The organism is Microbacterium sp. S308A+, from assembly GCF_049800815.1.
Taxonomy (GTDB): Bacteria; Actinomycetota; Actinomycetes; order Actinomycetales; family Microbacteriaceae; genus Microbacterium.
In genome coordinates this window covers 104,775-131,206 of record NZ_JBNAFT010000003.1, presented here as the reverse complement: position 1 = coordinate 131,206, position 26,432 = coordinate 104,775, and the positions used below count along the sequence as shown (strand labels likewise).

The following is a 26,432-nucleotide window of genomic DNA, read 5'->3' as shown; positions in this document are numbered from 1 at the left end:
GATCACCGACGTCCTGGCTGCCCGAGATCGGCGGCGAGGCGAGCACCCGCCAACGTCAGCCAGCGGGCCGGGTCGGCCGACGCCGCCGCATCGCCGCCGGCGAGATCGGACAGGGACACGCTGCCGCAGAAGCCGGCGACCGACGGGTCCGCTTGCACCCGCCCCGCGACGAGGACGACGGGCGCTCCCGCCTCGGCCGCGAGGGAGGCGACGAACGAGGGCGCCTTTCCGTCGGCGGACTGCCCGTCGAAGGCGCCCTCGCCCGTGATCACCAGGTCGGCGCCCGCGACGGCCTCGCGCAGCCCGATCAGACGCGCCACCTCCGCCGCCCCGGGGACCAGCCGGGCTCCCCAGACCATCAGGGCGCCGCCGACGCCGCCCGCCGCGCCCGCGCCGGACGAGGACTCGTCGAGGCCGCAGAGGGCGGCGAGCCGGAGCAGCGCCTCGTCGACGCGACGGCGCTCGGCCGGATCCGCCAGTCCCTTCTGCGGCCCGAAGACCTCGGCCGCGCCCCGCGGCCCGGTCAGCGGGTTGACGACGTCGGTGAGGACGAGGGTGTCGGGCGCCGGACGGAGCCCGGAGAGATCGACGTGTTCGAGATCGAGCAGTCCCCGCGCCCCCGGGGCGATCTCCTCGCCGTCCGCATCGAGGAAGCGCCCGCCCAGCGCCCGCAGCATCCCGGTGCCGCCGTCGGTGGACGCGCTGGAGCCGATCCCGAGGATGAGACGCGTGACGCCGTGGTCGAGCGCCGCGGCGATGGCCTGACCGAAGCCACGGCTGTCGGCATCGAGGGGACGAGGCGAAGAGAGCAGCTGGATCCCCGAGGTGGAGGCGAGGTCGATCACGGCGGTGTCCCCCGGAGCGCCTGTCCGCGCCTGGGCGTCCGTCGGCACCGGGGCTTCCCCTTGCACCGGCAGGCCCGTATATCCCGGGAGCCGGAGCCAGGAGACGGTCACCGGGGAGCCCTCGGGCCCGTCGACCTCGGCCGACATGCGGACCCCGGCCGGGTGCGCGGCGGCGAACGCCTCGATCGTCCCCTCGCCGCCGTCGGCCATCGGTCGTTGCCGCACGATCGCGTCCCGCTCGACCGAGGTCCATCCCGCGGCGACCGCGGCGGTCGCGGCCGCCGCGCCGATCGTGCCCTTGAAGCTGTCCAGCGCGATGACGACCGTGGTCATGGGATCTCGTCCTGCCTAGCGGAAGTCGCCGCCGCCCCCGCCACCGCCGCCGAAGTCCCCCGGGGCCATGTCGGCGAAGCGTGAGAAGTGGCCCTGGAACGCGACCTGGATCGTCGCGGTCGGGCCGTTGCGGTGCTTCGCCACGATGAGGTCGGCCTCGCCCGGGCGCACGTCCTTGTCGTAGACCGAGTCGCGGTGCAGCAGGATCACCATGTCGGCGTCCTGCTCGATCGAGCCGGACTCGCGCAGGTCGCTGATGGCGGGCTTCTTGTCCTGCCGCTGCTCGGGGCCACGGTTCAGCTGCGAGAGGGCGATCACCGGCACCTGCAGCTCCTTGGCCAGGAGCTTGAGCGCACGGGAGAACTCCGAGACCTCCTGCTGGCGGGACTCGACGCGCTTGCCGCTCGTCATCAGCTGGAGGTAGTCGATGATGACCATCTTGAGCCCGGCCCGCTGCTTGAGCCGGCGGCATTTGGCACGGATCTCGACGAGCGTCATGTTGGGGCTGTCGTCGATGTACAGGGGGGCGTCGTTGATGCGCCCCCGCGTGGCGGCCACCGTGGTCCAGTCACGCTGGTCGAGCGTGCCCTTGCGCATGTTCTGCAAGGGGACGGCGCCCTCGGCGCTGAGCAGGCGCATCGCGATCTCGCTCTTGCCCATCTCGAGCGAGAAGAAGATCGACGGCTGGTTGTGGCCGATCGAGGCGGAGCGGGCGAAGTCGAGCGCGAGCGTCGACTTTCCCATCGCCGGGCGCGCGGCGACGACGATCATCTGCCCGCCGTGCAGGCCGTTGGTCAGCTCGTCGAGCTCCTTGAAGCCGGTCGGCACGCCGGTCATGCTGCCGTCGCGCCCGTTCGCCGCCTCGATCTCCTCGACCGCGGCGTCGACGGCGACGGTCAGCGGGACGTAGTCCTCGGCCTCCTGCCCGCCGGTGACAGAGTAGATCTCGGCCTGCGCGGTGTTGACGAGGTCGGTCGCATCGCCCTGACCGTCGTAGCCCATCTGCACGATGCGGGTGCCGGCGTCGACGAGCTTGCGCAGGATGGCCCGCTCCGACACGATGCCGGCGTAATAGCCGGCGTTCGCGGCGGTCGGCACGATCGAGGTCAGCGTGTGCAGGTAGTCGATCCCCCCGGCGCGCTGGAGGTTGCCGGACTTGACCAGCTCGTCGCCCACCGCGATCACGTCGGTCGGCTCGCCGTGCGAGTAGAGGGTGAGGATGGCCTCGAAGATCAGCTCGTGCTTGGGGATGTAGAAGTCGGTGCCGCGAAGGGTCTCGATGACGTCGGCGACGGCGTCCTTGGAGAGCAGCATGCCTCCGAGCGCGCTCTGCTCGGCGATCAGGTCGTGCGGGGGGATCCGCTCGGGCTCGCGGCCTCGTCCGAGGCGCTCCTCCGAGATGTCGGCGATCGACAATCTGCTCTCCCCTCTGCCCCGCGGGGCCCGATCCTGCGGCGCGACGGCGACCGAGCCGGTGGACGTCGCGTCGGCAGCCGCCGAGGGCGGGTCTCCGGACGGCTCTCCGCGCCCCCACACAGCAGATCACGGAGCTCCGACATCGAGTCGCCCCCTCACGCTAGGAGCGGCGTCCCCGACCCGCAAGACGGCCTGTGGATAACTCTGTGGAGAGCATGCGAAGAACTCCGGAGTGTCTGTGAAGAGCGCCTGTGGACAACCCGGTGGAGGAGGGGTTCGGCAAAGAAATTTTTGCGGCGGGAACAGGCATTTCCCGTTTCCCCACCCTGTGGATGAGATTCCGGTTAAACCGGGGATTGAAGGTTCGACGACACGAGGCGACATGTGCACAACACTGGGGAAAGTCAAGTCCGCGAAACGCCGGGCGCGCCCGGATCCGAGGCCCGTTCCTCTGGACAGCGTGGCGTCGTGCGGTGTACATTTCGGCGTCGCATACGTTGCGAAATCGTCCCGCGGCGTGGGCGCGCTCCCACGTCGCCACCGGGGTTCGGACGGGCGACGCAGCCCCGAACAGCGCCGATCACAGCGGCGTAGGTCGTCCGGACAAGAAGATCCTTTGCATCGGCGGGGCCGACGGCCGGGGTAGCCGCCCCGCTACCGATGCTCCGGCAGACCTAGTCGTCTGCGATCCCGACGAACACGTCGGTGGTCACGCTCTGTCGCGGCATGACCGTGACACTCGTCGGCGACACACCCTGCGCGGTGATCGTGAACGAACCGCTCTTCCCATGCCCCTCGCCGTCGCCGACGCACGACCAGCGGTATCCGTGGTCACCGTCTTCGGCGACCTCGTCCCGTCCTCGCACGTCAAACCCGCCGAGGGCGTCACCGTCACCAGACCCACTCACCGGAGCGCCACCCTGCGCGTTCGTCAGCAGGAATCCACCGGAGCAGTACCACCCGCCGTCAACACCGACGCCAGAGTACCCGTCAGCGCGAAACCCGCCGACCCCGGCGCGAACGGCACCGACGCCCTCGTCGCGATCACCGGGATTGACCACGCTGCACCCTTGACGATCGTCCGACGCCCCACGCCCTTCGGCGCCTCCGGCGAACCGCGACCGACTCTTCAGAATCCCTCACCATGAGCTCCCGCCCCACACTCACGTCGTCGTGCAGACGGACAGTGGCCTCGTGCTCGCCGGTGGCCTTGATATGCCGAGTGATGGCCACGTGCCATCACGGGACACCCTCCACGCCAGCGACGCGCGAGTTCATGTACACGTCGCGTGATCGTTCGACGCCGACGGTCGGTTCCTGCGCCGTGGGGATCGCAGTGAAGCGAACAAAGACATGCGGAAAACAAGACTCACCTTGATTACGCAGCCCCACCCCGCCGATCCTGTAACGGGACGCCAGGCAATATCCTCATCCTCTCCCCCGCTATGGATATGCCCATAAAACGCCGTCCCGTAATCACTTATCCTTCGCCCTTTGGGAGAAGAGTTTGATCGAGGAAAATAACAGTAAAGTATCCAGGCGTACCGTTGTTAAGGGCGTGTCGTGGTCGATTCCAATCATCGCAACTACTGTCGCGGTGCCGGCGGCGGCGTCGCCGACGGATCAGGCCATGATCACGATCACGGGGGACAGCGCCATCCCTGTGGGCGAGAGCAGGCCGGTTCACATAACTGTCCTGAGCTCGAGCGGGGCTCCGAGGCCGAACCAGACGGTCTCCATGGCCCTTCCGGAAGGAGTTGCCTTCTTCGCATCTACGGGAACGTCGGCGATCACCGGAGCGACCGACGCGACGGGTGTTTTCGCAACAACAATGACCATCACTCGTCTGACCCAGGCCTCTGACGGGAAAGCCGGCCCCTACGAGGTCACGGGAACCGCCGGACAGGTCGTCGCAACCCCCGCAGTGTTCACCACCGTCCTCGCCTCGGGTACTGTCTTCCGCAGCAGCCGGGGAGGGACTGCCGCCCCGGTGGGCAGCCGAACGGATATCACAAAGGTCTTCCCCGGTAACGGCAACCCCTATGCGTTGAGCGCCACGGGGGTCCTTTACCGCCTCGTGAACGGCGATTGGCAACCTGTCACCGGCATTCCCAGCGGGGTATACGTGGTCGAAGCGATGGCGACGCCGGGAGGGTCTGGCGACGTCACCTCGGCCACCGGCGCATGGGCACTGCTCAGCGATGGACGGTTCGCCTACATCGGGACGAACAGCACAGCCGTCTCGCGGATCGTCTCCCCGCCTGTGAAGCCGATCGGCTCCTGGTGGGGGACCGGATCGACTGCCGGCTTCAACCCCGCGCTCGGCTTTGCCGGCGAGGACGGCCTCTTCCACGTCAATATCAAGGACGGCAGCTGGAACACCTTCAAGAGCGGGAACGGTGGCAACACCTCGGGGACCGCCATGGGCATGTCTGGGGAGACAAGCGCATATTGGTTCGTGGGATGGACCTCCGACGGCAGCGTGTACAACTGGGGCGAGTACAGCCCTCTTCGTGCCAGGTATGTTCGCAGCATCCCCGGAGTCGTGGACGCCATCTACGGCACGGACGTCGTCACGGCTCTCACCGACACGGGCAAGGCCTATGTCACCCGTTGGGACAACACCACAGGCACCAACGGTGTAACAGAGCTGAAGCAGGCCGGCGGCGCTCTGCTCCCAGGTCCCGTCAGCACCCTGAGGATGGTGAGGGGATCCTCTGACGACGCCATCGTCTTCGTCATCGACGGACAGGTGTGGGGAGCGCAGACGGACGAGACCAGCAACTATTCCAATGCAAAGCCGGCGCAGAGTCTCCCGGGCGGAGCGCACGTCGTCGACCTCTATGCCTCGGGCTCACGAGGAGCTGGTGTCGGCAACGTCTACGTCCTTGCGAGTGATAACGCCTGGTACCGCGCGAACAGGAACCCTAGTAACGGCACCTTCGACGCATGGACTCCGATCGGAGGGCTTCCCGCGGGCGGAACTTTGATCTCTATCGCGGTCGGTCAGAATGCTTCCGGCGCTAACAGCGACGGCTGGGCAGTCGTCGGCACCGAGTAGGAAGAAGCGTACGGAAGGCGGCGTTAGCCCCCTTCCGTACGCTGCGGTCAAGACCGGTGTCCCCTTCGATCGAGTCCACCAGCATACTACGTGTGAACATCATCTCTTCTCAGTCGACTCTGCAAGATCGCGATAGGCGCTCAATGCGGACCGCATGGCACGTACGTTGCGGAAGCCGGTCGCGTTCGCAACGGATTCCGCATGTTTAGGCCCCGGGATGTCACTGGAGAGAATTTGACTCGCTTTTGCGGCGCGATAATCCCGAAGAAATCCCATCGGGGATCTGCCCATTTGCCGAAAAATTCGCTGTATGTAGGATGGCGTAACCCCCACCTCCTCGGAGATATCTCTCATCGTGAGCGTCTTATCCGAGAATCTGGAAGTCATCACTTGTTGGGCGCGGGTGTAAATCTCGACCTCGGCTTTTGAAAGGCAGTAGTCGCTGGGGACCGCCTGCTCTGTGACCCCGAGGACGATCTGCGCCAGTGACGACTTAAGCCAGGAGAAGCTCGGATGCGAAGGGGTGGTCTCAGAATTTAGGATAGACATCACCGTGGTCGTGGCAGCGAGGTTGAGATCCTTAGAGGAATTGACCGGACCACTCAATGCTCCGCCACGGAATCCTAGAGATACCCATGCGGCGAAATACTGCCTCGGAAGCGCGATCTGCGCAACCGTGAATGGCATACTGGTTGCTATGAACATGGGAGATATCGTCTCTTGCAGAAAACCTTCCCCAGTAGGGATGCTGACGCTTTTTCTTTCCCCCCATCTGCAATCTACTTTTCCCTCTAATATGTAATTGGTAACAATCGCGTCCCTTATGAATTCAGGGTTGGGCGGGGCATGCAACTCTGCCGAAAGCGGGGAAGATGAGAAGCGTCGTATAGAAATGTCGCCGGTTGATATCTCGTCATAGAACAGCTGAAAAGGGTAGTTTAGCGCAGAGATGATCCATCCGCGATCGATGTACCACTCGGCCGCATCTTGATCTCGAAGGAATGCTTGCTTCTGATGTAGGTCCATTCACTTTCTTGTGGTATTTATGCTCACCTTGGCTCGATGTGCACGCCCGCTGAACCATTGACACAATTGAGGTGCGTGGATGTCCGGCCACGCCTATAGGCTCCGAGAAGGTCGCGGCGACTCAGCAGCCACGGTGCGGCGCCCTCGACGAAAGACGTCGGGAGATCTACTGCTTGCTTGATCGTTTCGCATGATGGCTCTCTCTTTCGGTTGGACACTTCTGAGTTTCAGGAGGAAATCTCTTCGCCAAGCACTGTTCTATACTCGTGCCAGCGCTGCCCATTCGTCGCTGTTCACGGTGGAACCGTTCTGCATGACGGTGAGCTTTATCGGCATACCCGGAGCCCGGGGGAGGATGAGGATATTGCCTGGCGCCCTGTTACAGGATCGGTGGGGTGGGGCTGCGTAATCAAGGTGAGTCTTGTTTTCTGCATGTCTTTGTTCGCTTCACTGCGATCCCCATGGCGCAGGAATCGACCGTCGGCGGCGGACACCGCCTGTGCCCACTACATAGCAGTCGCGGCCGCAACCGGATCGACGACCTCGCCACGGCACATCCGCTCCCCAGAATTGAGACGGCTTTGTATTCGTATGTGGTGGATACGGGTACGAGGTCTTGTCCGTGGTGGCGTCACGCTCGTCCCCTGCACGCAGAACGCCCCCGTCGTCCGAGACGACGGGGGCGTTCTGAGGCGACGCGCTTACTTGGCGGCGACGACCTGAAGGGTGATGACGGCGGTCACGTCGTCGTGCAGACGGACCGTGGCCTCGTGCTCGCCGGTGGCCTTGATCGGCGCGGTGATGTGCACCTTGCGCTTGTCGATCGCACCCAGGTCGGCGGCGGCGACCGCGTCGGCGACGTCGCCCGGCTTCACGGAGCCGAACAGACGCCCCTCGGCGCCGGCCTTGACGGTCAGGCGCACCTTGCCGGCCTCGATCTTGTTCTTCAGCGCCACAGCCTCGTCGAGGTCGTGGATCGCACGGGCCTTGCGGGCGGCGCGGATCTGCTCCACCTGCTTCTCGCCACCGCGCGTCCACGCGACGGCGAAGCCCTGCGGGATGAGGTAGTTGCGGGCGTACCCGTTCTTGACCTCGATGACGTCACCGGCGCTACCGAGCCCGGCGACCTCGTTCGTGAGAATCAGCTTTGCCATGTCGGTGCTCCTTAGCGGCCGGCGCCGGCGTAGGGAAGGAGCGCCATCTCGCGGGCGTTCTTGATCGCCTTGGCGATCAGACGCTGCTCCTGCACCGAGACGCCGGTGATACGACGGGCGCGGATCTTGCCGCGCTCCGAGATGAACTTGCGGAGGGTCGCGACGTCCTTGTAGTCGATGACACCAACGCGGATGGACTTCGCGGGGGCGGCGTTCTTCGCGCCCTTCCGCGGCTTGCGGCGGTCGCCGCTCGACTTTCCAGCCATTGTTGTTTCCTTAGCGATGTGGTCGGGCGCTCAGCGCCCGGAATCTTGTGTTGCTCGGCTCAGAACGGGGTGTCGTCGCCGAAGCTGCCGGGAGCGCTCCACGCATCGGCGCTGGACGAGCCGGGCGTGGACCACGGCTCCTCCGAGACCTGCTGCTGCGGACGGGACTGGCCGCCACCGCCGCCGCCCGAGGCCGCGCGCGTGACGCTGGCCGTCGCGTAGCGGAGCGAGGGGCCGATCTCGTCGACCTCCAGCTCGATCGCGGTGCGGTTGTTGCCCTCGCGGTCCTGGTAGGAGCGCTGCTTGAGGCGTCCGGATGCGATGACCCGCATGCCCTTGGTCAGCGAACCCGCCACGTGCTCCGCGAACTCGCGCCACACGGACGCACGGAGGAACAGCGCTTCGCCGTCCTTCCACTCGTTCGCCTGGCGGTCGAAGGTGCGCGGCGTCGATGCGATGGTGAAGTTCGCCACCGGCAGCCCGTTCTGCGTGTAGCGCAGCTCGGGGTCTGCGGTGAGGTTGCCCACCACGGTGATCACGGTCTCGCCGGCCATGACGATTACGCCTTCGCGACCTTGGGCTTGCGAGCGGCCTTGGCCTCGGCACGCTTCGCCTCGGCGGCGACCATGGCCTGGGCCTCCTCGGCGCGCAGCACCTTGGTGCGGAACACGAGCTCGCTCAGGTTCAGCTGACGGTCGAGCTCGTTGGTGGCCTCGCTCGTCGCGGTGAAGTTGACGACGGCGTAGATGCCCTCGCTCTTCTTGTTGATCTCATAGGCGAAACGGCGCTTGCCCCAGATGTCGACCTTGTCGATCGAGCCACCATCGTTCGTGATGACCTTCAGGAACTTGTCGAGGTTGGGGGCAACCTGGCGCTCGTCCAGCTCGGGGGTCAGAATGACCATGAGCTCGTACTGGTGCGTCACTTACCCACCTCCTTCGGACTAGAACGGCTTCCGGGACTTTCCCGGGAGCAGGAGGGTGTGTTGCACGTGTCCGGGCACGCACGTGTCCAGACAACCTCAACAGTCTAGCGCATCCGGCCGACGGGCCCCGCTCGGCGTCTCGCCGCGACCGGGCTGCCGCCTCGACGAGGCGCCGGCACGGATGCGTGCGGCGCAGGTGCGGATGCATCCGGCTGAGGTGCGAGTGCACCCGGCTGAGGATCCGCCGGATGGCTGGCCGATCCGCCGCGGACGCTCAGCCATCCGGCCAACCGTCATGCATCCGGACTGCGGGCCGACGCGAGCAAGCCGGACGGACGCGAACGGGCCGACCGGCGACGCCGCTCGCGCGGACCGGACCGGACGGGCCGGCCGAGCCCGCGAGACTGCATCTCCGTCACGAAACCGATGATCTCTTACGTGTTCTCGTGACGAAGATGCAGTCTCGGCACGGGAGGGCCGATCGACGCGCCCGCCCGCACGCCGGTGCGCTCAGCGACGCCGGACGGACTGCCAGAGCGCGCGGCGCTCCGCCTGCTCCACCGGGTCGGGCACGGGGAGCGCGGCGAGCAGCTCCCGCGTGTACGGGTTCTGCGGGTCGTTCAGCACCTGCGCCGTCGTCCCCTGCTCTTGGATGCGTCCCCGCTGAAGGACGATGATCCGATCCGACACGGCGTCGATCACCGCGAGGTCGTGGCTGATGAACAGCGAGGCGAAGCCGAGATCGGCCTGCAGCTGCACGAACAGGTCGAGCACCTTCGCCTGCACCGACACGTCGAGCGCGCTCGTGGGCTCGTCCGCGATGAGGAGCTTGGGGTCCAGGGCGAGGGCGCGCGCGAGCGAGGCCCGTTGCCTCTGGCCGCCGGAGAGCTCGTGCGGATACCGGTCGCCGAAGTTCATCGGCAGCCGCACCGCGTCGAGCAGCTCGTTCACCTTCGGCCGCGCCGCGGCCAGGCTCGCCGCACGGCCGTGCACGATGAGCGGCTCGGCGATGCACTCGGCGATCGTGAGCAGCGGGTTGAAGCTCGTCGCCGGATCCTGGAAAACGAATCCGACCTCGGGACGCAGCGGCGCCAGCTGGCGGCTCTTCACCCCCCGCATCTCCTGCCCGAGCACGCGGAGCGAGCCGCCGACGACGGTCGTGAGACCGACGACCGCGCGTCCGATCGTCGTCTTGCCCGAACCGGACTCGCCCACCAGGCCCACGACCTCGCCGGGGCCGACCCAGAAGTCCACGCCCTTCACCGCCACGACGCCGCCGCGCCCGAACCGGCCGGGATAGCCGATCTCGCACGCCGTCGCGACGATGAGGCTGCCCTCGGGGGCGGACTCGGGGGCGGAGGCGTCGCCCTGGGTGCGGGAGTTGCCCTGCCCGACGTGAGGCACGGCCGCCAGCAGCTCGCGCGTGTAGTCCTCCTTCGGCGCGGCGAACAGCTCCCGCACCGGCGCCTGCTCCACGATGTCGCCGCGGTACATCACGATCACGCGGTCGGCCAGATCGGCCACGACTCCCATGTTGTGGGTGATGAGGACGATCGTCGCGCCGAACTCATCGCGGCAGGTGCGCAGGAGGTCGAGGATCTCGGCCTGCACCGTCACGTCGAGCGCCGTCGTCGGCTCGTCGGCGATGATCAGGCCCGCGTCGAGCACGAGCGCCATCGCGATCACGATGCGCTGCTTCTGCCCGCCGGAGAACTGGTGCGGGTAGTCGTCGACCCGCTTCTCGGGGTCGGGGATGCCCACCCGGCGGAGGATGTCGACCGCCTTGGCCCTCGCCTCCTTCTTGGACAGCTTCGCCCCGGCGCCGCGGTGCGCCCTCAGCCCCTCGGCGATCTGCCACCCCACGGTGTAGACCGGGTTCAGCGCGGTGGAGGGCTCCTGGAACACCATCGCCGCGTCGCGCCCGCGCATCGCGCGCAGCCGCGCGGAGGACGCGTGCACGACGTCGGTCTCGTCGCCCGCGCGCGAGCGCACCAGCACGGCGCCGGACATCGTCGCGGTCTCGGGCAGCAAGCCCAGCAGCGCGTTCGCGGTCACGGTCTTGCCGGACCCGGACTCGCCGACGATCGCCAGCACCTCCCCGGCGTGTGCCTGCAGGTCGATGCCCTTGACGGCCTCGACCGGATCCCCGTCCGTCGCGAAGGTGATCCTCAGGTCACGGATCTGCGCGACGTCGTCCGTGGTCGGCGCGTCGGCGCGGTCGGTCGAGACGGTCATGAGGCACCTCCTGCGCGACGGCGGGTGCGCAGTCGCGGATCGCTCAGGTCGTTCAGGCTCTCGCCGACGAGCGTGATGCCCAGCACCACGAGCACGATCGCGAGACCGGGGAAGATCGAGGTCCACCAGATGCCGCTGGTGACGTCGGCCACCGAGCGGTTGAGGTCGTACCCCCACTCCGCGGCGGCCGTGGCCTCGATGCCGAACCCGAGGAAGCCGAGCCCGGCGAGGGTCAGCAGGGCCTCGGAAGCGTTCAGCGTGATCACCACGGGCAGTGAGCGCGTGGAGTTGCGCAGGACGTGCCGCAGGAGGATCCGTCCCGTGGGCACGCCGATCACCTTCGCCGACTCGACGAACGGCTCGGCACGCACCCGCACCACCTCGGCACGGATCACCCGGAAGTACTGCGGCACGAACACCACCGTGATCGACAGCGCCGTGGCCATGACGCCCGCGCCGAGGCTGGACTGCCCCCGGCTGATCACGATCGACATCACGATCGCGAGCAGCAGCGAGGGGAACGCGTAGATCGCGTCCGCCACGACCACCAGCACCCGGTCGAGCCAGCCACCGAAGTAGCCGGAGATGAGGCCGAGCAGGATGCCGATGAAGATCGAGCACGCGATCGCCGCGACGATCACGAGGAGCGCGGTCTGGGCCCCCCAGATCACGCGCGAGAGCACGTCGAAGCCGGACACCGTGGTGCCGAGGAGGTTCAGCGCGCTCGGCGGCTGCTGGGTGCCGAACTTCTGCCCGTCCACCGCCTGCTGCGCCCAGGAGTACGGGGCGATGAGCGGGGCGAGGAGGGCGATCACCACGAAGAACAGGGTGATCGCGAGGCCGGCGATGAGCATGCCGCGCTGGAGGCCCACGCTCTGCCGCAGCTGCGAGATCACGGGCAGACGCTCGGAAAGGCGGCGCTTGCGCGGCGTCCCGACCGCGAGCGTCTGGGTGGACGGGGTGGGAAGGTTCCTATCGATCACGTCAGTACCTCACCCTCGGGTCGATCACCGCGGCGACGATGTCGACGATGAAGTTCGTCACGGCCACGATCACCGCGATCATGACGACGATCCCCTGCACGGCGACGAAGTCGCGCGCCTTCAGGTACTCGGCCAGCATAAAGCCGATGCCCTTCCACTCGAAGGTCGTCTCGGTGAGCACCGCGCCCGCGAGGAGCATCGCGATCTGCAGGCCCATGACCGTGATGATCGGGATGAGCGCAGGGCGGAACGCGTGCTTGGTGACGAGGCGGTACTCGCTCACGCCGCGCGAGCGGCCCGAGGTCACGTACTGCTGCCCGAGGGTGCCGATGACGTTGGTGCGGATGAGTCGGAGGAAGACGCCCGCGGTGAGCAGGCCGAGGGCGACCGCCGGGAGCACGGCGTGCCAGAGCACGTCGCCGATCGCGTCGGCGTTGCCGAGCCGGATCGCGTCGAGGAGGTAGATCCCGGTGGGGGTGTCGATCCCGCTCATGAGCAGCTCGGTCCGCGTGCCCGCACGCCCCGAGACGGGGAACCATCCGAGCCAGACCGAGAAGAGGAGCTTGAGCAGCAGGCCCACGAAGAAGATGGGGGTGGCGTAGGCGAGGATCGCCATGATGCGCAGGGTGGCGTCCTGCCACTTGTCGCGCCGGTAGGCGGCGACGAGGCCGAGCGGGATGCTCACGGCGAACGCGACGATGAGCGCGTAGATCGCGAGCTCCAGCGTGGCGGAGCCGTACTGCAGCAGGATCCCGACCACGGGGCGGTTGTCGGTGATCGTCGTGCCGAGGTCGCCGCGCACGAGACTGACCAGGTACTGGACGTACTGCAGGATGATCGGCTGATCGTAGCCGGCCTGATGCACACGCTCGGCGAGCTGCGCGGCGGGGAGGCGTCCGCCCAGGGCCGCGGTGATCGGGTCGCCGGTGACCCGCATGAGGAAGAAGACCAGCGTGACGAGGATCAGGACGGTCGGGACGATGAGGACGAGTCGGATGAGGATGTAGCGCCACAGCCCGCTGCCGGCGGATGTGGTGCGGGCCGCCGGGAGGTCCGGGGCGAGGGCGTCTACGGCCATGGAGGCACCTTTGTCTGTTTCAGACCGATCGGGGCGCCGCCCAGAGGACGACGCCCCGATCGGAGGAGCGCTACTTGGTCAGCGGCGCGTAGCGGAACTTGAACGAGGCGTCGAGGGTCGCGCCCTTGACGTCCGCGCCGACCACGGCCAGCTGCTTGCCCTGGAGCAGCGGCAGCGTGGACAGGTCCTTGGCGACCAGGTCCTGGATCTTCCCGATCTCGTCGAGGCGCTTGGCCTTGTCGGTCTCGGTCTGCGACTTCACGATCAGGTCGTTGACCTCCGCGTTGTCGTAGTGGTTGCCGAGGAAGTTCTCCTTGAGGAAGAACGGCGACAGGTAGTTGTCGGCGTCGGAGTAGTCCGGGAACCAGCCCAGCTGGTACACCGGGTAGACGTCCTCGACGCGCTCCTTGTTGTACTGCACCCACTCGGTCTGCTGCAGGTTGACCGAGAACAGGCCGCCCTGCTCGAGCTGCGCCTTGACGGCGGCGTACTCGTCGCCCGATGACGGGCCATAGTGGTCGCCGTTGTACTGCAGGTTCAGCTGCACCGGGGTCTGCACGCCGGCCGCGGCGAGAGTCGCCTTGGCCTTGTCGGCCGAGGGCCCGCCGTTGCCGTCGCCGTACAGGCCCTTCAGCGGCTCGGTCGCACCGGGCATGCCCTCGGGGACGAACGAGTACAGCGGGCTGTAGGTGTCCTTGTAGACGTCCTTCGCGAGCGCGGCGCGGTCGACGAGCGAGGCCGCGGCCTGGCGGACCGCCTGCGCCTTGGCCGGGTCGGCCTCGGCCGTGGTGGCGCCGAAGGGCATGGTGTTGAAGTTGAACACCATGTAGCGGGTCTCGCCGCCGGGGCCGTCGACGATCTTGACCTTGCTGTTCTTGGACAGGTCGTCGATGTCGGTCGCCGAGAGGCTGCGGAAGGCCACGTCGATGTCGCCGTTGCCGATCGCGAGCTTGAGGTTGGAGGCATCGGCGTAGTACTTCGCGGTGACGCCCGCGTTCTCGGCCTTGCCGAGCACGCCCTGGTAACCGTCGAACGGCTTGTACGCAACGAGCTCGTTCGCCTTGTAGTTGGTGATCTCATACTGTCCGGCGAAGGCCTTGCCCTTGACGATCTCGTCGTCCGAGGTGACCTTGTCGGCCGAGAACACCTGCTCGTCCACGATCGGGGCGGCGGGGCTGGAGAGGATCAGCGGCCAGATCTGGTCATCGCCGTTCTTCAGGGTGAAGACGACGGTGGTGTCGTCCTTGGCGTCGACCTTGTCGAGGTTCCCGAGCAGCGAGGCCGGGCCCTTGGGGTCGTTGATCTTGACCATGCGGTCGAACGAGAACTTGACGTCGCTGGCGGTGAGGTCGTTGCCGTTGGCGAACTTCAGGCCCTTCTTGAGCGTCACCGTGTACTCGGTCGGCGAGGTGAACTCGGCCTTCTCGGCGATGTCGGGGCCGACCTCGGCGGTGCCGTACTTGCTGTTCAGCAGGAACGGGTAGACCTGGTTCATCACGGCGAAGGAGCCGTTGTCGTACGAGCCGGCCGGGTCGAGCGCCGTGACCTTGTCTGTGGTGCCGACGATGACCTCGCCGCCGCCGGACGACCCGCCCGTGGAGCCGCCGCCGGTGCTGCTCGACGCGCAGCCGGCAAGGACCAGGGCGGTGGCGCCGAGGGCGCCGACAGCGAGGCCGAGACGGCCCCTCGTGCTGTGCAATGACATGTACACCTCTGTATCTGTGTGATGACTTCTTCGTCAGGACCGCAGCCTCACGGTCCGGAGTCGGGCAGAGGTCTCATCCTGCCCGATCTGGTCGCCCCGCGCCATGGAGGGAGGACCGGACGTGACAATCCCAGCCACCCGCTCTCGCCAGACTAATATATTACAAGCTCCGCCCTTTGGCGAGCGCCAGATGTGGCGCGGATCAGAAAATAACTGTCTGATCTGGTAAAAATGGGAAAGATCATCAGTCCGGGATGGACTTCCCGCTCGAGAGGGGTCGCTTTTCCGGTCCACTTAGTGACATGCTACTGAGCGAAGCGGCTCCCCGAGATCCCGCTTCGTCGCCGCGCAGTGACGCGCGGGGATCCCCCATCGAACGAAGGAGAACCCCTTGGCTTTCACACCAGGGCACGGCTCCGGATGGTCCACCCGGCGACGGGTCGCGGCAGCGCTGGTCGCCGCAGGGGCCATCACGGGCATGATCATAGGAGGTTCGAACGCCGCGGTCGCCGACAGCGCCGCCGTCGACCCGAGCGTCCTCGACCCGATCGACCCGCAGAACTGGGTCAACATGGACGGGATGACCTGGGACGACTACGTCCCGGTCCCCGGCACGGACTGGGCGAACAAGACCGACGGCTCCAAGCGCCAGTTCAACGGCGCGATCGTCCTCGTGGACTTCGCGAACCAGGACTTCGTGGTGACGCAGGAAGAGGGCACGCACGTCTTCGGGAACCCGACCGGGCTCGCCGAGCCGGTCAAGCGCGACGACGTCCCCGCGTTCTACCTGAACCTCCTCAACACCCCGAACGCCCTGAACCATGGGCGGACGATCAACGAGTACTACATGGAGCAGACGGGTGGCCGGCTGAGCGTGCAGATGCAGGCCTTCGGCCCCTTCCGCATGCCCGGCAACATCGAGGAGTACGGCCTCAACGACTCCTTCAACAAGACCGGCGGCTCCAACGCCACGCTCTGCCCGCAGGGTGAGAGCTGCAACAAGGACATCCGCACCGACGCCCTGAAGCTGTGGGCGGAGGACATGGGCATCGCCGACCCGCTGACCGAGTTCGACCAGGTCTTCTGGGTGACTGCGGGCCACGACGAGTCCGGCACCTGGGAGGAGTTCGGCCCGATGCTCTTCGCCTCGCCGGAGGACGTGACCGACGACTTCGGCCCGCCGCGCGACGCCGAGGGCAACGCCTTCGACCAGAACGGCAACCCGATGGCCAACTGGGCCAAGACCCGGTACGTGCCCTGGACGAGCTGGGCGGCCGCCAGCAACCACTGGCCGAACGCCAACTTCCCGCGCAAGGACAACCAGGGCAACGTCATTCGCGCCGGCAACTCCACGCAGGCGGAGTCGAGCGGCATGGGCGTGTTCGCGCACGAGTTCGCGCACATCCTCGAGATCGCCGACAACTACGGGAACCCGTACGGCACCGATGCAGACGACGGCGGCCCGCTGCGCGACACCTCGGGACCGTTCGACGTGCTCGCGCGCGGATCGTTCAACGGCCCCGGAGGCACGCACACCCGCTGGAACGTGCCGGCTCTCGCCGGCGCCTCGCAGCCCGCGGGCCTCGCCCTGCGCAACCGGCTCAAGCTCGACATGATCGACGCCTCCAGCGTCGTGAGCCTCAACCGCAGCGACCTCGCGGCGGCAGGGTCCATCGCGGTGGACCTGCAGAGCCGTGCCCTGCAGGAGGACGGCGTCCCGCTCGGCGTGAACCTCGTCCTCGACGGCGGCGACCTCTCCACCGGATCCTGCACGCGCAAGGCGCAGTGGGACTGCGACGGCGGGAACTACGACAACTACACGCTCGAGGTCGTCGACCGGATGGGCACCGACTCGTTCCAGCCCGACAGCGGCGTGATGATCTCCAAGACGAAGAACCAGGACCGCAACCCCTTCATCTGGACGGTCGACGCCAACCCGCAGGACATCGACACGCTCGACTACGTGCGCGCCGACGGCACCCCCGTGCCGATCACCCGCGGCGACCAGCGCCAGCTGAACGACGCGCTGTTCCATGCCGGCGTCAACTCCGGCTCGGAGTTCGAGCACGTCGACGAGGCCAATCGCCTGCACTTCTACGTGGTCGACCGCCAGCGCGACGACCGCGGGATCCTGCAGTACGGCATCGCCGTGCGCTCGCTCGACAGCGCGGGCCCGCAGAAGCGCGGGGTCGCCCTGGGCGAGACCACGCAGTCCGGCGCCGTGTCCGACGGCCTCGTCGCGCTGAACGTCCCGGTCCGCAACACCGGCGGCGCCGTGACCGACCAGCACGCGAACAGCGACATCTACCGGGTCACAACCTCGGTCGTGGGCGGCGGTGGCGCATGGAGCGTGCAGACGCCGAGCGAGATCGTGACGATCCCGGCCGGCGAGGAGCGCACGGTCCCGGTCTACGCGTTCACGGGTGCCGCCGAGGCCCTCGCCCGCGCCGACGTCCCCGCCGTTCCCGCCGACGCCACCGTCACGGTGACGATCACCAGCGAGAACGACCCGACGGCGACCGTCACCGAGTCGTATGACCTCGCCAAGGCGACCGAGCCGACGCCGACGCCGGAGCCGACGAGCACCGTCGACCCCGGCACCCCGGGCACCCCCGGCACGCCGGGGACCCCTGGCGGCACGGGTCAGAACGGCGCCGGCGGCCAGCACCCCGGCGGCCACCTGGCCACCACGGGTCAGGACGCCACCCTGCCTCTCCTCCTCGCCGGTGGCGCGGTGATCGTCGTGGCCCTCGGCTCCGGCCTCCTCCTCGCCGTCCGACGACGCCGGGCCACTCAGGAGTGACGACAGCCTGATCGCCCACGCGGCGACGCTCCCTCCTCTCGCGGAGGCGAAGGGAGGGGGCGTCGCCGCTCGACCGGAAGACCCATGCGCCACCCATCGACCCGCCGCCTCCGTGCCTCCTCCCTGCGCGGCCCGCTCCTCCCTCTCGCCGCCGTCGTGCTCGCCGGCACGCTCCTGACCGGCTGCGCCCCCGGCGCCGCCGAACCGGACGGCCTCCTCGTCGTGCGCGACGGCGCGCTCCGCGTGCAGGGCGCCGACTGCGCCGGGGCGGGCAACGCTCTCTTCCTGCATGCGGGCGCGACGCTCACCGCCGTCGACGACGAGGGCGAGACCGTGCTCGAGGCCGCTCTCCCCGCCGGACGCGCCGAGCGTGCCGACGCGAAGGACTACGGCAACGCGCCGCGCATCCCCACGATCTGCACCTTCCGCTTCCCCGCCGCCGCCCTCGCCGACGGCCGGGCCTACACGTTCCACGTCGACGGGACCGAGATCGGCCGCACCGAGATCCGGCGCACCGACGAAGGCCTCGCCGTCCTCGCCTATCCCCTGCTCGGAGATCCGGGCACCGTCGCCGGAGGTGGCGAATGAGCCGACGTCCTGTCCTTCCGTCCCTCGCCGCGGTCGCCGGCGTCGCCCTGCTGCTCGCCGGCTGCGCGTCCGCTCCTCGTGGCGGCGCCGAGTCCGTCCCCACCGCCGCGCCGGACGCGTCCTTCTCGCCCGTGGACGGAGCCGTCCGCGCTCCCGCCGCGTCCGGGACGCTGATCGACGGGACCCGCATCGACCTCGCCGACCTCTGGACGCAGCGCGCGCTGGTCGTGCAGTTCACCGCGAGCTGGTGCACCCAGTGCCGCGACGCCGAGCCCGCGCTCCGCGAGGTCGTCGAGAGCTACGACGACGCCGTGCTCCTCGTCCACGTCGCGCTCGACGAGCCGGTCGACGACATCCGCGCCTACCTCGACGACACCGGCGTGACCGGCCCGGTGCTCGTCGACCGCCAGCGCGCGATCTGGCGCGACTACACGGTCTCGGAGCCGCCCGTGACCGCCGTCATCGACACCGCGGGCGGGATCATCCGGATGTGGCCCAGCGGTGCGGACGGCGACGACCTCCGCGCGGCGCTCGACCGCGTCGTGCAGAGGACGGACGCGAAGAAGTAGAGGGATGCCGGACTCGGCTCAGGACCTCGGCCCGCGTCGGACGGCCATGGCGGGCACGACGGGCGGACACCCGCGGCGGGCGAGGCGGCCTCGAGCGCTACCGCCGCATGGTCAGGCGTGGACGAGAGCGCGAGGGCCGAGGAGACGCTCGATCTCTCCCGCGCCCTCGACATCGACGGCGTCCACGTCGATCACCGCCTGCGGCGCGCGGCTGGCGGCGCGGCGCAGCGCCGCGCGCCGCGAGCGCTCCGGCCCCACCACGCGGATGCGCTCGTACGCCCCGCTGGCCCTCGCCGCCCAGCGGTCGGCGGTCTCGACCCGCACCGACGCGCCCGCGCGGAGAAGACCCCGATGCAGCCGGTCGGCGAGGGGACGGCCGAGGCTCAGCTCCACCGTGATCCCTACCCGGACGGCGGCGACGATCACGCGGAGCACCTCGAGCATGTCCGAGCCGTCGGCGGCCTTCACCCCCAGCCGGCCGACGCCCGGCACGGCGCCGGCGGAGCCGGACCAGACCCGCCGGTCCACGGCCGTGGCCCGGCGGAGACGTTCGGCCTCGACCGGCTCCAGGGTCTCCGCGGCCGTGCGCAGGATCTGTCCGATGGCGGTCTCGGCATCGACGAACGGGATGGGATCGGCAAGGGGCATCATCGGTCCTCTCGGGTGCGGCCCCGACGCGGACGCTTCCGCGTCCTCGTCGACGGGGGTGGCCGTCAGGATCAGTGTGGCCTGTGGCGTTGGTGAGGAAAAGTGCCAGAATGTGACCAATCCAGTGAAGTACAGGTTCACAATCGGGGAGCGACGATGCTCGATGTCCGGCGACTGCGCCTTCTGCACGAGTTCCAGCTGCGCGGCACCTTCGCCGAGGTCGCCAGGGCGATGGCCTACTCCCCCTCGTTCATCTCGCAGCAGATGGCCCTTCTCGAGCGCGAGACCGGCGCGGCGCTCCTCCGCCGCGTCGGGCGGCGCGTGCACCTCACCGCCCAGGGCGAGCTGCTGGCCACGCGGGCCGGAGAGATCCTCGACCGGCTCGAACGGACCGAGGCCGAGCTCGCCGCGCAGACCGCGACGATCGCCGGCACCGTGCGCCTGGCCGTGTTCCAGTCGGTCGCGCACACCGTCCTCCCCCGCGCGATCACCCTGCTCGCCGGCAAGCACCCCGACCTTCGCGTGGAGATCGTCGAGCGCGAGCCCGAGCTCGGCCTGTTCGAGACGACGGCGCGCGACTTCGACCTCGTCGTCGCCGAGCAGTACCCCGGCATGCGCAGGGCGCGACGCCGCGGCATCGACCACCTCACCCTCGGCGAGGACGAGCTGCTGCTGGTGAGCGCGCGGCGCGGGAGGCACGCGGTCGGCGGGCTCGGCGAGGCCGAGACGGCGGCGTGGGTCATGGAGCCGCGCGACACGGTCTCGCGCTCGTGGGTGACGCAGGTCTGCCGGAGCGCGGGCTACGAGCCCGACGTCCGGTTCGAGACCCCGGACCTCGTGACGCACCTGCGGCTCATCGAGCGCGGCGAGGCGGTCGGGGTCCTGCCGGCGCTGTTCCTCGCCTCCCTGCCGGCGGACGTGGTGGTGCGGTCGCTCCCTGGCGCCCCGCGTCGCGAGGTGTTCAGCGCCACCCGCACCGCGGCGGTGCCCGCGCCGTCGATCGCGGCGGTGCGCACCGCGCTCTCCGCCGCCTACGCCGAGGTGCTGGGCGAGATCCCCTCCGCCGACTGAGGCTCCTCTTTCGCGGCGGCGTCCGGCGGCGCGCCCGCCCCGGCGTCGAGGGCCGGATCGTCGGCGAGCGGCACGCCGTCGAGGATGTGGGCACGGACGAGCTCCGCGACCCCCGGGCCGTCGCCGTCCATCAGGCGGTCCAGGATCAGGTGGTGCTCGCTCGCCGAGCGCCGCATCTCGGGGCTGTCGAGCTGGGCGGCCAGGCCCACCTGACGCGAACGCTGGCGGAGGGTCGCGATCACCTCGAGGAGCGTCTTGTTGCCGAGCAGGCCGAGGACCCGGTCGTGGAAGGCGACGTCGGCCTCGACGTGCCCGCCGAGGTCGCCCTCGTCCACGGCCCGCACGATCTGATCGGCGAGAGTGCGGAACTCCGACACCCGGTCCCGGGGGAAGATCGCGGCGATCTCGGCCATCGCCGGCGCCTCGATCCATGCGCGCAGCACCGCGACCTCGCGGAGGTCCCGGTCGCTGACCTCGGTCACCCGGAAGCCCTTGTTGCGGACCGGCGAGAGGAAGCCGCGCTTCTGCAGGTTGACCATCGCCTCGCGCACCGGCGTGGCGGACACCGCGAACTGCGCCGCGAGCGAGGGGACCGTGATCAGGGTGCCCGCCCCGAGCTCGCCCGTGACGATCGCCGTGCTCACCATGCGCTCGACCTCGTCGCGGAGCGTGACGGCCGCGTCGTCCCGGTGGATGGTCGTGGTCTCCGTCGCCCTCACCTCTTTCCACAGCGCGGAACAGGAAAGCGCCCGCGGAGCAAGCATAGGACCGGACCCTCTGAACCGACCGGGACCCTTTCGCCCCCTGCCGTGCGGCCGCCGCCCCTCGTGTGCGCGCGCCGGCGGATCACGCGGTCGCGTCCGCAGGCTGCTGCCGCTTTCGCGGCCGACCGCTCCGCCCTGCCCCGGAGAACAGTCGGCCCACCCAGGAGACGAACGTCTCCAGCGGGCCCCGTCGGCCGAGGAGGGCCAGCACGAGGCCGATGAGGACCGCGCCGGCGACGTGGAGCGCCCAGAGCCCCGCGCTGGAGATGTACCAGGGGATGTTGCCCGGACCGCCCGTCGCGCCCGTCGCGATCGCGGCGATGACGACGACGCTCGCGGCGACGACGTGAGCGGTGTACACGGTGAGCGGTGCGGCCCCCGCGCGACGGATCGGCTCCAGGAGCGTGCGCACGCTGCCGTGGACGACGGTGCCGAGGAGCAGGCAGAGACCGAGCGCAGCGAGCGCGATGCCGACGGTGATCGCCAGGTCGAAGAACGTGCCGGTATGGGGCGCCGGGGAGGCGAGCCACCAGAAGTTGCCCGCCACCGACGTGCCCGAGCCGGTGGCGTAGAAGAGCTCCTCGACGAGGTCGGGATCGACGCCCGAGGAGCTCTCGAGCGCCCGGAGGCCGCCGAACGGCCCGGCGAGAAGCGCGCTCACGCCCGCAGCGAGCGCGGCGAGCGGCACGCCGATCATCGGGAGCCGGAGGCCCAGCCGGCGGAGGGACGCGGTGTCGGCGGCCGCGAGGACGAGACGGCCGACGACCATGCCGGCCATGGCGTAGACGATCCAGGTGGGGACGGGGTAGGCGCCGCTGAGGAACAGATCGCGCAGGAGATCGCCCGGGTCCCCCAGGCTGAGCCAGGTGGGGTTCCCGCCCCCGGCGACCTGCTCCGGGAGTCCGGCCCGCAGCAGCGAGGACGCGAAGGGCCAGAGGACGGCGAGGAGTCCCGCGCCGATCAGGAGCGTGCGGTTCGACCAGCGCACCATCAGGCTCGCTCCCCAGAACAGGATGCCGTAGTACACGAGGATCACGGCGATGAGCGGGCTGATCAGCCCGAGCGTGAGGCCGATGACGACGAGCGCGAGCCCTCGGCCGACGAGGTTGCGCCGCGCCGCCCAGACCCGCCCGTCCGCCAGGCTCCTGCGCGAGGTGAGGGCGATGCCGACCCCCGCGAGCACGGCGAACAGCGCGCCCGCCTTGCCGGACACCACCTGGAGGGCGGGGCTGAAGCCGCCGTTCGCGTTCAGCGCCCAGACGTGCGCGATCATCATCCCGACGAGGGCGACGAAGCGGGCGAAGTCCAGACCGGAGACACGCGCCGAGCCCGCTCCCCGGTCGCGGTGGCGGACGCGGGACGCGGGGGCGACGACGGGGATGGACGGGGAATCGGACACGGGACGGACCAACCTCTCTCCGGAGGCGCGACGTCGGTGCGCCTCATGGCTGGATCCGAGTCTGCATTTCCGGGCGCGGTCGCCGGGCGGATCAGAGAGGATCCCGCCGCCGGGGCGGGACATTCGACGGCCGGTCAGCTCAGCGCGGCGCGGACCGCCCGTGCCATGGCGAGGCCCAGCGTGCGGTTGCTCTCCTCGGTGAGGTGGACGCCGTCCACGCCGATGGAGTCCGCGGCACGGCCGGCGTCGAGGAACGCCGCTCCCGACGCCTCGGCGAGGGACTGGTAGAGCGCGGGCAGCTGCCAGATCTTCTCGCCCGCGCCGTCGAGCAGTTCCCGTCCCCATCCCTGCGGCACCCTTCCAAGGCGGGGAGGGGCGACGACCAGCGCCCGGGGAGCGGGATAGTCGGTCCACACCGCTCGCGCGGATCCGGCGATCTGGCCGAGGAGGACAGCGATCCCCAGGGCGATGTCGCGCGGCGTCCGGGCGAAGTACGCCTTGGTGTCGTTGGTCCCGAGCATGAGCACGACCAGGTCGAGCGGAAGGTGCGAGGCGAGGATGGCGGGAAGGTGGGCGGCGCCGTTGAGCCGCGGGTCGAGGGGGTCGTCGACGCAGGTCGTACGGCCGCTCAGGCCTTCCTCGACCACGTGGAAGCCGGGCCCGAGCTCGGTCGCGAGAACGCCGGTCCACCTCTTCTCGGGCGCATAGCGTCTGCTCGGCTCGCCGGGCGCGGCAGGGATCTGACCCCAGGTCAGCGAGTCCCCGAAGCACAGAATGCTCTTGCGATCGTCCATGGCCGCTCCCATCTCCCTCTTTCGCGAAGCACACAGGCTAGGGCGCGGGATCTCGCGGCAGGGGCGGCGGCACGGAATGTGGCGGATGCAGGCGCCCTTCGTCCCGGGGCGTCGCGTCGTCCCGGGGCCTCGCGGAACCGCCCGCCGAGGTCCTTCCCGGGTCCGCCGGAAGGCTCAGCCGCGGCGTGTCCCCTGGGCTCGGCGGGCGGCTCGGCCCCGGGGTTCAGGGCTGCGGTTCAGGCCTGCCGTTCAGACCCGGCGGATCCGCCCCGGGCCTCGGTCCGCGCCTCAGCCGCGGGCGGCCCACCAGGCGCGCAGGCGCTCCTCGGCCGCCTCAGGCCCGATCACGCCCTCGTCGAGCCGGAGGTCGAGGAGGAACCGGTACGCCTCGCCCACCTCGCGGCCGGGCGGGATCCCGAGGATCCGCTGGATGTCGTTGCCGTCGAGCTCGGGACGGATCGCGTCGAGCTCCTCCTGCGCGCGGAGAGCCGCGATGCGCCGCTCGATGTCGTCGTAGGCCGCGGCCAGGCGCGCGGCCTTGCGGCGGTTGCGCGTGGTCACGTCGGCGCGGGTCAGGATGTGCAGCCGTTCGAGCTGCTCGCCCGCGTCGCGCACGTAGCGGCGCACGGCGGCGTCGGTCCACGTGCCCTCGGCGTAGCCGAAGAACCGCAGATGCAGCTCGATCAGCGTCGCCACGGCGTCGGTCGTCTCCTTGTCGAACCGGAGGGCCTGCAGGCGCTTGCGCGCCATGCGCGCGCCGACCACGTCGTGATGGTGGAAGGTCACCACGCCGCCGGGCTCCAGCTTGCGGGTGCGGGGCTTGCCGATGTCGTGCAGCAGCACCGCCAGGCGCAGCGGCACGTCGGGCTCCGCGTCGGGATGCCGGGAGGCCTCGAGCGCGATCGCCTGCTGCAGCGCCGTGAGCGAGTGCTCGTAGACGTCCTTGTGGTGGTGGTGCTCGTCGACCTCGAGGCGCAGCGCCGACACCTCGGGCAGGAACTCCTCCACGAGCCCCGTGTCGACCAGCACGCGAACCCCCCGCACCGGATCGGCGGTGCCGAGCAGCCGCACGAGCTCGCCCTGCACCCGCTCCGGGCTGACGATCCGCAGCGTCTCGCGCAGCCGGACGATCGCGTCGGCGGTGTCGGCGTCGATCTCGAAGCCGAGCTGCGCGCTGAACCGCGCCGCCCGCAGCATCCGCAGCGGATCGTCGCCGAAGCTCACCGCCGGGTCGGACGGCGTGCGCAGCACGCCCGCGACCAGGTCCTCCACGCCTCCGGTCGGATCGACCAGGGTCACCTGCGGCACGCGCAGGGCCATCGCGTTCACGGTGAAGTCCCGCCGGCCGAGGTCTTCTTCGATCGTGTCGCCGAACTCCACCGTCGGCTTGCGCGTCCGGCCGTCGTAGCTGTCGGCGCGGTAGGTGGTGATCTCCACCTGCTCGCCCCGCACCCGCGCGCCGATCGTGCCGAACTCGCGTCCGATGTCCCACTGCGCGGTGGAGATCGGCGTGACGATGCGGAAGATGTCATCGGGCCGCGCGTCGGTGGTGAAATCGAGATCATGCGTCTCGCGGCCCAGGAGCGCGTCGCGCACAGGGCCGCCGACGACGGCGAGGTCGAAGCCCTCCTCGGCGAAGGCGGCGGCGAGCGTGCGCACGACCGGGTTCTCCGCGAGTGCGCCCAGACGCGCGAGTCCCTCGGCCATGTTGAGCATGGGTTCCAGGGTACCGGGGCCGGCGGCCGCCTCACGGCCCTACGGATGGCGACCGATCCGCCATCCGGCTGACGGTTCGCCGGCGAGTCGCCCGCCATCGGGCAGATCGTCCGCCGTCCGTCGTCCCGACGCGCGCCGGGAGGCCCACCCCGCTCAGGGATGCTGCGGGCTGGAGAAGACGTCGTTGAGCGTGACCGTCACGAGCCCGCGCTCGGCGATGATCTGGGCGAGCTGCGGGAACACCGTCGTGACCGGCGGGTGGTTGAGGTGCCCGATCACGATGTGCTGCGGCTGGAACCACTCGGTGCCGAGGCGGACGATCTCCTCGGCGGGGATGAGACCGGAGTCGGCCAGCGATCCGTACCAGAGGGCGGGCGCGGTGTACCCGATCGAGGCGGCCGCCTCCCGGACGCGCCGGTCGTGGAAGCCGTACGGAGGACGATAGAACGGCCGTGCGTCGACGCCGAAGAGCTCCCCGATCCGGTCGTGGGTGCGTTGCAGCTCGTCCACGATGCCTCGGTCGGAGAGACTCTGCAGATCCGGATGGCTCCAGGTGTGGTTCGCGATCTGCACCTGCCCCGACGCCACCAGCGGCTTCAGCAGCGCGGCGTTCTCGGACCATGCCGGATAGGAGGCGGTCGCGAACAGCGTGAGCCTGGTCCCGGTCTCCGCGGCGAACTCGGCGTACGCGCGCACGACCGCGGAGTCGGAGCCGTCGTCGACGGTCCAGGCCAGGAGGTTCCCCTCCCCCGGAAGCGCGGTGAACGCCTCGGTCGGCGCGGGGACGCGAACGAGCTTCGGAGCGGGCCGGCCCGTCGGCGTGGGAGTCGGCGTCGGGGTGGGACTCGGCGTGCTCGACGGGGGCGAGGGCGGGGCGGAGGTCGTCGGTGCCGGGACCGGGCCGGCCTCGCCGCCGACGGCGCACCCGCTGAGGAGGCCGGCCATCGTGACGCCGGCCGTCGTCAGGAAGGTCCGACGCCCCCAGGCGTCTCGTCGTGCCGTCACGCGCGTCCTCCTTCGTCGTCCCCCGTCATCGGACCATAGGGACTCACG

Annotated in this window: 23 protein-coding genes; 5 read left to right on the top strand and 18 right to left on the bottom strand. The window is 69.5% G+C overall.

Features of this window, described 5'->3' with window-relative positions:
- Positions 1 to 2: 2 nt before the first annotated feature.
- The 3 genes from ACP15J_RS10150 to ACP15J_RS10140 all read right to left on the bottom strand — a co-directional run bounded on the left by ACP15J_RS10150 (position 3) and on the right by ACP15J_RS10140 (position 3,655).
- Positions 3 to 1,178 carry a glycerate kinase gene (locus ACP15J_RS10150; protein ID WP_424936869.1) on the bottom strand — a complete coding sequence of 392 codons (1,176 nt, stop codon included), beginning with the start codon at positions 1,176 to 1,178 and terminating at the stop codon, positions 3 to 5.
- 15 nt (positions 1,179 to 1,193) lie between these two features.
- On the bottom strand, positions 1,194 to 2,594 hold the full coding sequence (dnaB, locus tag ACP15J_RS10145) for a replicative DNA helicase (protein ID WP_424936868.1): 1,401 nt from the start codon (positions 2,592 to 2,594) through the stop codon (positions 1,194 to 1,196).
- A 674-nt stretch (positions 2,595 to 3,268) separates the two neighbouring features.
- On the bottom strand, positions 3,269 to 3,655 hold the full coding sequence (locus tag ACP15J_RS10140; protein ID WP_424936867.1) for a hypothetical protein: 387 nt from the start codon (positions 3,653 to 3,655) through the stop codon (positions 3,269 to 3,271).
- Positions 3,656 to 4,224: 569 nt separating this feature from the next.
- Between ACP15J_RS10140 and ACP15J_RS10135 the strand changes: the two genes are divergently transcribed.
- Positions 4,225 to 5,655 (top strand): hypothetical protein, encoded by a 1,431-nt coding sequence (locus ACP15J_RS10135; RefSeq protein WP_424936866.1) that lies wholly within the window; start codon positions 4,225 to 4,227, stop codon positions 5,653 to 5,655.
- A 99-nt stretch (positions 5,656 to 5,754) separates the two neighbouring features.
- On the opposite strand, the gene ACP15J_RS10130 is transcribed toward ACP15J_RS10135, so the two are convergent.
- The 9 genes from ACP15J_RS10130 to ACP15J_RS10090 all read right to left on the bottom strand — a co-directional run bounded on the left by ACP15J_RS10130 (position 5,755) and on the right by ACP15J_RS10090 (position 15,027).
- Positions 5,755 to 6,681, bottom strand: a complete 927-nt coding sequence (locus ACP15J_RS10130) for a helix-turn-helix domain-containing protein (RefSeq protein WP_424936865.1) — start codon at positions 6,679 to 6,681, stop codon at positions 5,755 to 5,757.
- Between the two features lie 701 nt (positions 6,682 to 7,382).
- Entirely contained in the window at positions 7,383 to 7,835 is a 453-nt protein-coding gene (gene rplI / locus ACP15J_RS10125) for a 50S ribosomal protein L9 (protein ID WP_424936864.1), read from the bottom strand.
- Positions 7,836 to 7,846: 11 nt separating this feature from the next.
- Positions 7,847 to 8,101, bottom strand: coding sequence for a 30S ribosomal protein S18 (rpsR, locus tag ACP15J_RS10120; RefSeq protein ID WP_040168021.1), 255 nt, complete (start codon positions 8,099 to 8,101; stop codon positions 7,847 to 7,849).
- A gap of 59 nt (positions 8,102 to 8,160) precedes the next feature.
- A complete protein-coding gene (locus ACP15J_RS10115; protein ID WP_424936863.1) occupies positions 8,161 to 8,655 on the bottom strand; it encodes a single-stranded DNA-binding protein in 495 nt (164 codons plus the stop codon).
- A gap of 5 nt (positions 8,656 to 8,660) precedes the next feature.
- Positions 8,661 to 9,026: a 30S ribosomal protein S6 gene (rpsF, locus tag ACP15J_RS10110; protein WP_424980930.1), complete on the bottom strand. Its 366-nt coding sequence runs from the start codon at positions 9,024 to 9,026 to the stop codon at positions 8,661 to 8,663.
- 510 nt (positions 9,027 to 9,536) lie between these two features.
- Positions 9,537 to 11,261 carry a dipeptide ABC transporter ATP-binding protein gene (locus ACP15J_RS10105; protein WP_424936862.1) on the bottom strand — a complete coding sequence of 575 codons (1,725 nt, stop codon included), beginning with the start codon at positions 11,259 to 11,261 and terminating at the stop codon, positions 9,537 to 9,539.
- Positions 11,258 to 12,244, bottom strand: a complete 987-nt coding sequence (locus ACP15J_RS10100) for an ABC transporter permease (protein ID WP_424936861.1) — start codon at positions 12,242 to 12,244, stop codon at positions 11,258 to 11,260. The genes ACP15J_RS10105 and ACP15J_RS10100 overlap by 4 nt, the downstream gene beginning before the upstream one ends.
- 1 nt (position 12,245) lies before the next feature.
- Complete coding sequence (locus ACP15J_RS10095) at positions 12,246 to 13,322, bottom strand: ABC transporter permease (RefSeq protein WP_424936860.1); 1,077 nt, start codon at positions 13,320 to 13,322, stop codon at positions 12,246 to 12,248.
- 70 nt (positions 13,323 to 13,392) lie between these two features.
- Positions 13,393 to 15,027, bottom strand: a complete 1,635-nt coding sequence (locus ACP15J_RS10090; RefSeq protein ID WP_424936859.1) for an ABC transporter substrate-binding protein — start codon at positions 15,025 to 15,027, stop codon at positions 13,393 to 13,395.
- Between the two features lie 391 nt (positions 15,028 to 15,418).
- Here ACP15J_RS10090 and ACP15J_RS10085 point away from each other — a divergent pair, with 391 nt between their 5' ends.
- From ACP15J_RS10085 to ACP15J_RS10075, 3 genes are all read left to right on the top strand, one after another.
- Positions 15,419 to 17,830: an LPXTG cell wall anchor domain-containing protein gene (locus tag ACP15J_RS10085; RefSeq protein WP_424936858.1), complete on the top strand. Its 2,412-nt coding sequence runs from the start codon at positions 15,419 to 15,421 to the stop codon at positions 17,828 to 17,830.
- Between the two features lie 84 nt (positions 17,831 to 17,914).
- Positions 17,915 to 18,418, top strand: coding sequence for a hypothetical protein (locus ACP15J_RS10080; protein ID WP_424936857.1), 504 nt, complete (start codon positions 17,915 to 17,917; stop codon positions 18,416 to 18,418).
- Positions 18,415 to 18,987: a TlpA family protein disulfide reductase gene (locus ACP15J_RS10075; protein ID WP_424936856.1), complete on the top strand. Its 573-nt coding sequence runs from the start codon at positions 18,415 to 18,417 to the stop codon at positions 18,985 to 18,987. Before ACP15J_RS10080 ends, ACP15J_RS10075 begins: the two co-directional genes overlap by 4 nt.
- A 111-nt stretch (positions 18,988 to 19,098) precedes the next feature.
- Here ACP15J_RS10075 and ACP15J_RS10070 read toward each other — a convergent pair whose 3' ends face one another.
- Positions 19,099 to 19,635 carry a hypothetical protein gene (locus ACP15J_RS10070; RefSeq protein WP_424936855.1) on the bottom strand — a complete coding sequence of 179 codons (537 nt, stop codon included), beginning with the start codon at positions 19,633 to 19,635 and terminating at the stop codon, positions 19,099 to 19,101.
- A gap of 156 nt (positions 19,636 to 19,791) precedes the next feature.
- Between ACP15J_RS10070 and ACP15J_RS10065 the strand changes: the two genes are divergently transcribed.
- Positions 19,792 to 20,706, top strand: coding sequence for a LysR substrate-binding domain-containing protein (locus tag ACP15J_RS10065; RefSeq protein ID WP_424936854.1), 915 nt, complete (start codon positions 19,792 to 19,794; stop codon positions 20,704 to 20,706).
- Here the strand turns inward: ACP15J_RS10065 and ACP15J_RS10060 are convergent.
- From ACP15J_RS10060 to ACP15J_RS10040, 5 genes are all read right to left on the bottom strand, one after another.
- On the bottom strand, positions 20,667 to 21,470 hold the full coding sequence (locus ACP15J_RS10060; RefSeq protein ID WP_424980929.1) for a GntR family transcriptional regulator: 804 nt from the start codon (positions 21,468 to 21,470) through the stop codon (positions 20,667 to 20,669). The genes ACP15J_RS10065 and ACP15J_RS10060 overlap by 40 nt on opposite strands.
- Positions 21,471 to 21,552: 82 nt before the next feature.
- On the bottom strand, positions 21,553 to 22,869 hold the full coding sequence (locus tag ACP15J_RS10055) for a heparan-alpha-glucosaminide N-acetyltransferase domain-containing protein (RefSeq protein ID WP_424936852.1): 1,317 nt from the start codon (positions 22,867 to 22,869) through the stop codon (positions 21,553 to 21,555).
- Positions 22,870 to 23,003: 134 nt separating this feature from the next.
- Complete coding sequence (locus tag ACP15J_RS10050) at positions 23,004 to 23,663, bottom strand: SGNH/GDSL hydrolase family protein (protein ID WP_424936851.1); 660 nt, start codon at positions 23,661 to 23,663, stop codon at positions 23,004 to 23,006.
- A gap of 288 nt (positions 23,664 to 23,951) precedes the next feature.
- A complete protein-coding gene (locus ACP15J_RS10045) occupies positions 23,952 to 25,379 on the bottom strand; it encodes a CCA tRNA nucleotidyltransferase (protein WP_424936850.1) in 1,428 nt (475 codons plus the stop codon).
- A gap of 153 nt (positions 25,380 to 25,532) precedes the next feature.
- Positions 25,533 to 26,384: a polysaccharide deacetylase family protein gene (locus ACP15J_RS10040; protein ID WP_424936849.1), complete on the bottom strand. Its 852-nt coding sequence runs from the start codon at positions 26,382 to 26,384 to the stop codon at positions 25,533 to 25,535.
- Positions 26,385 to 26,432: the final 48 nt, after the last annotated feature.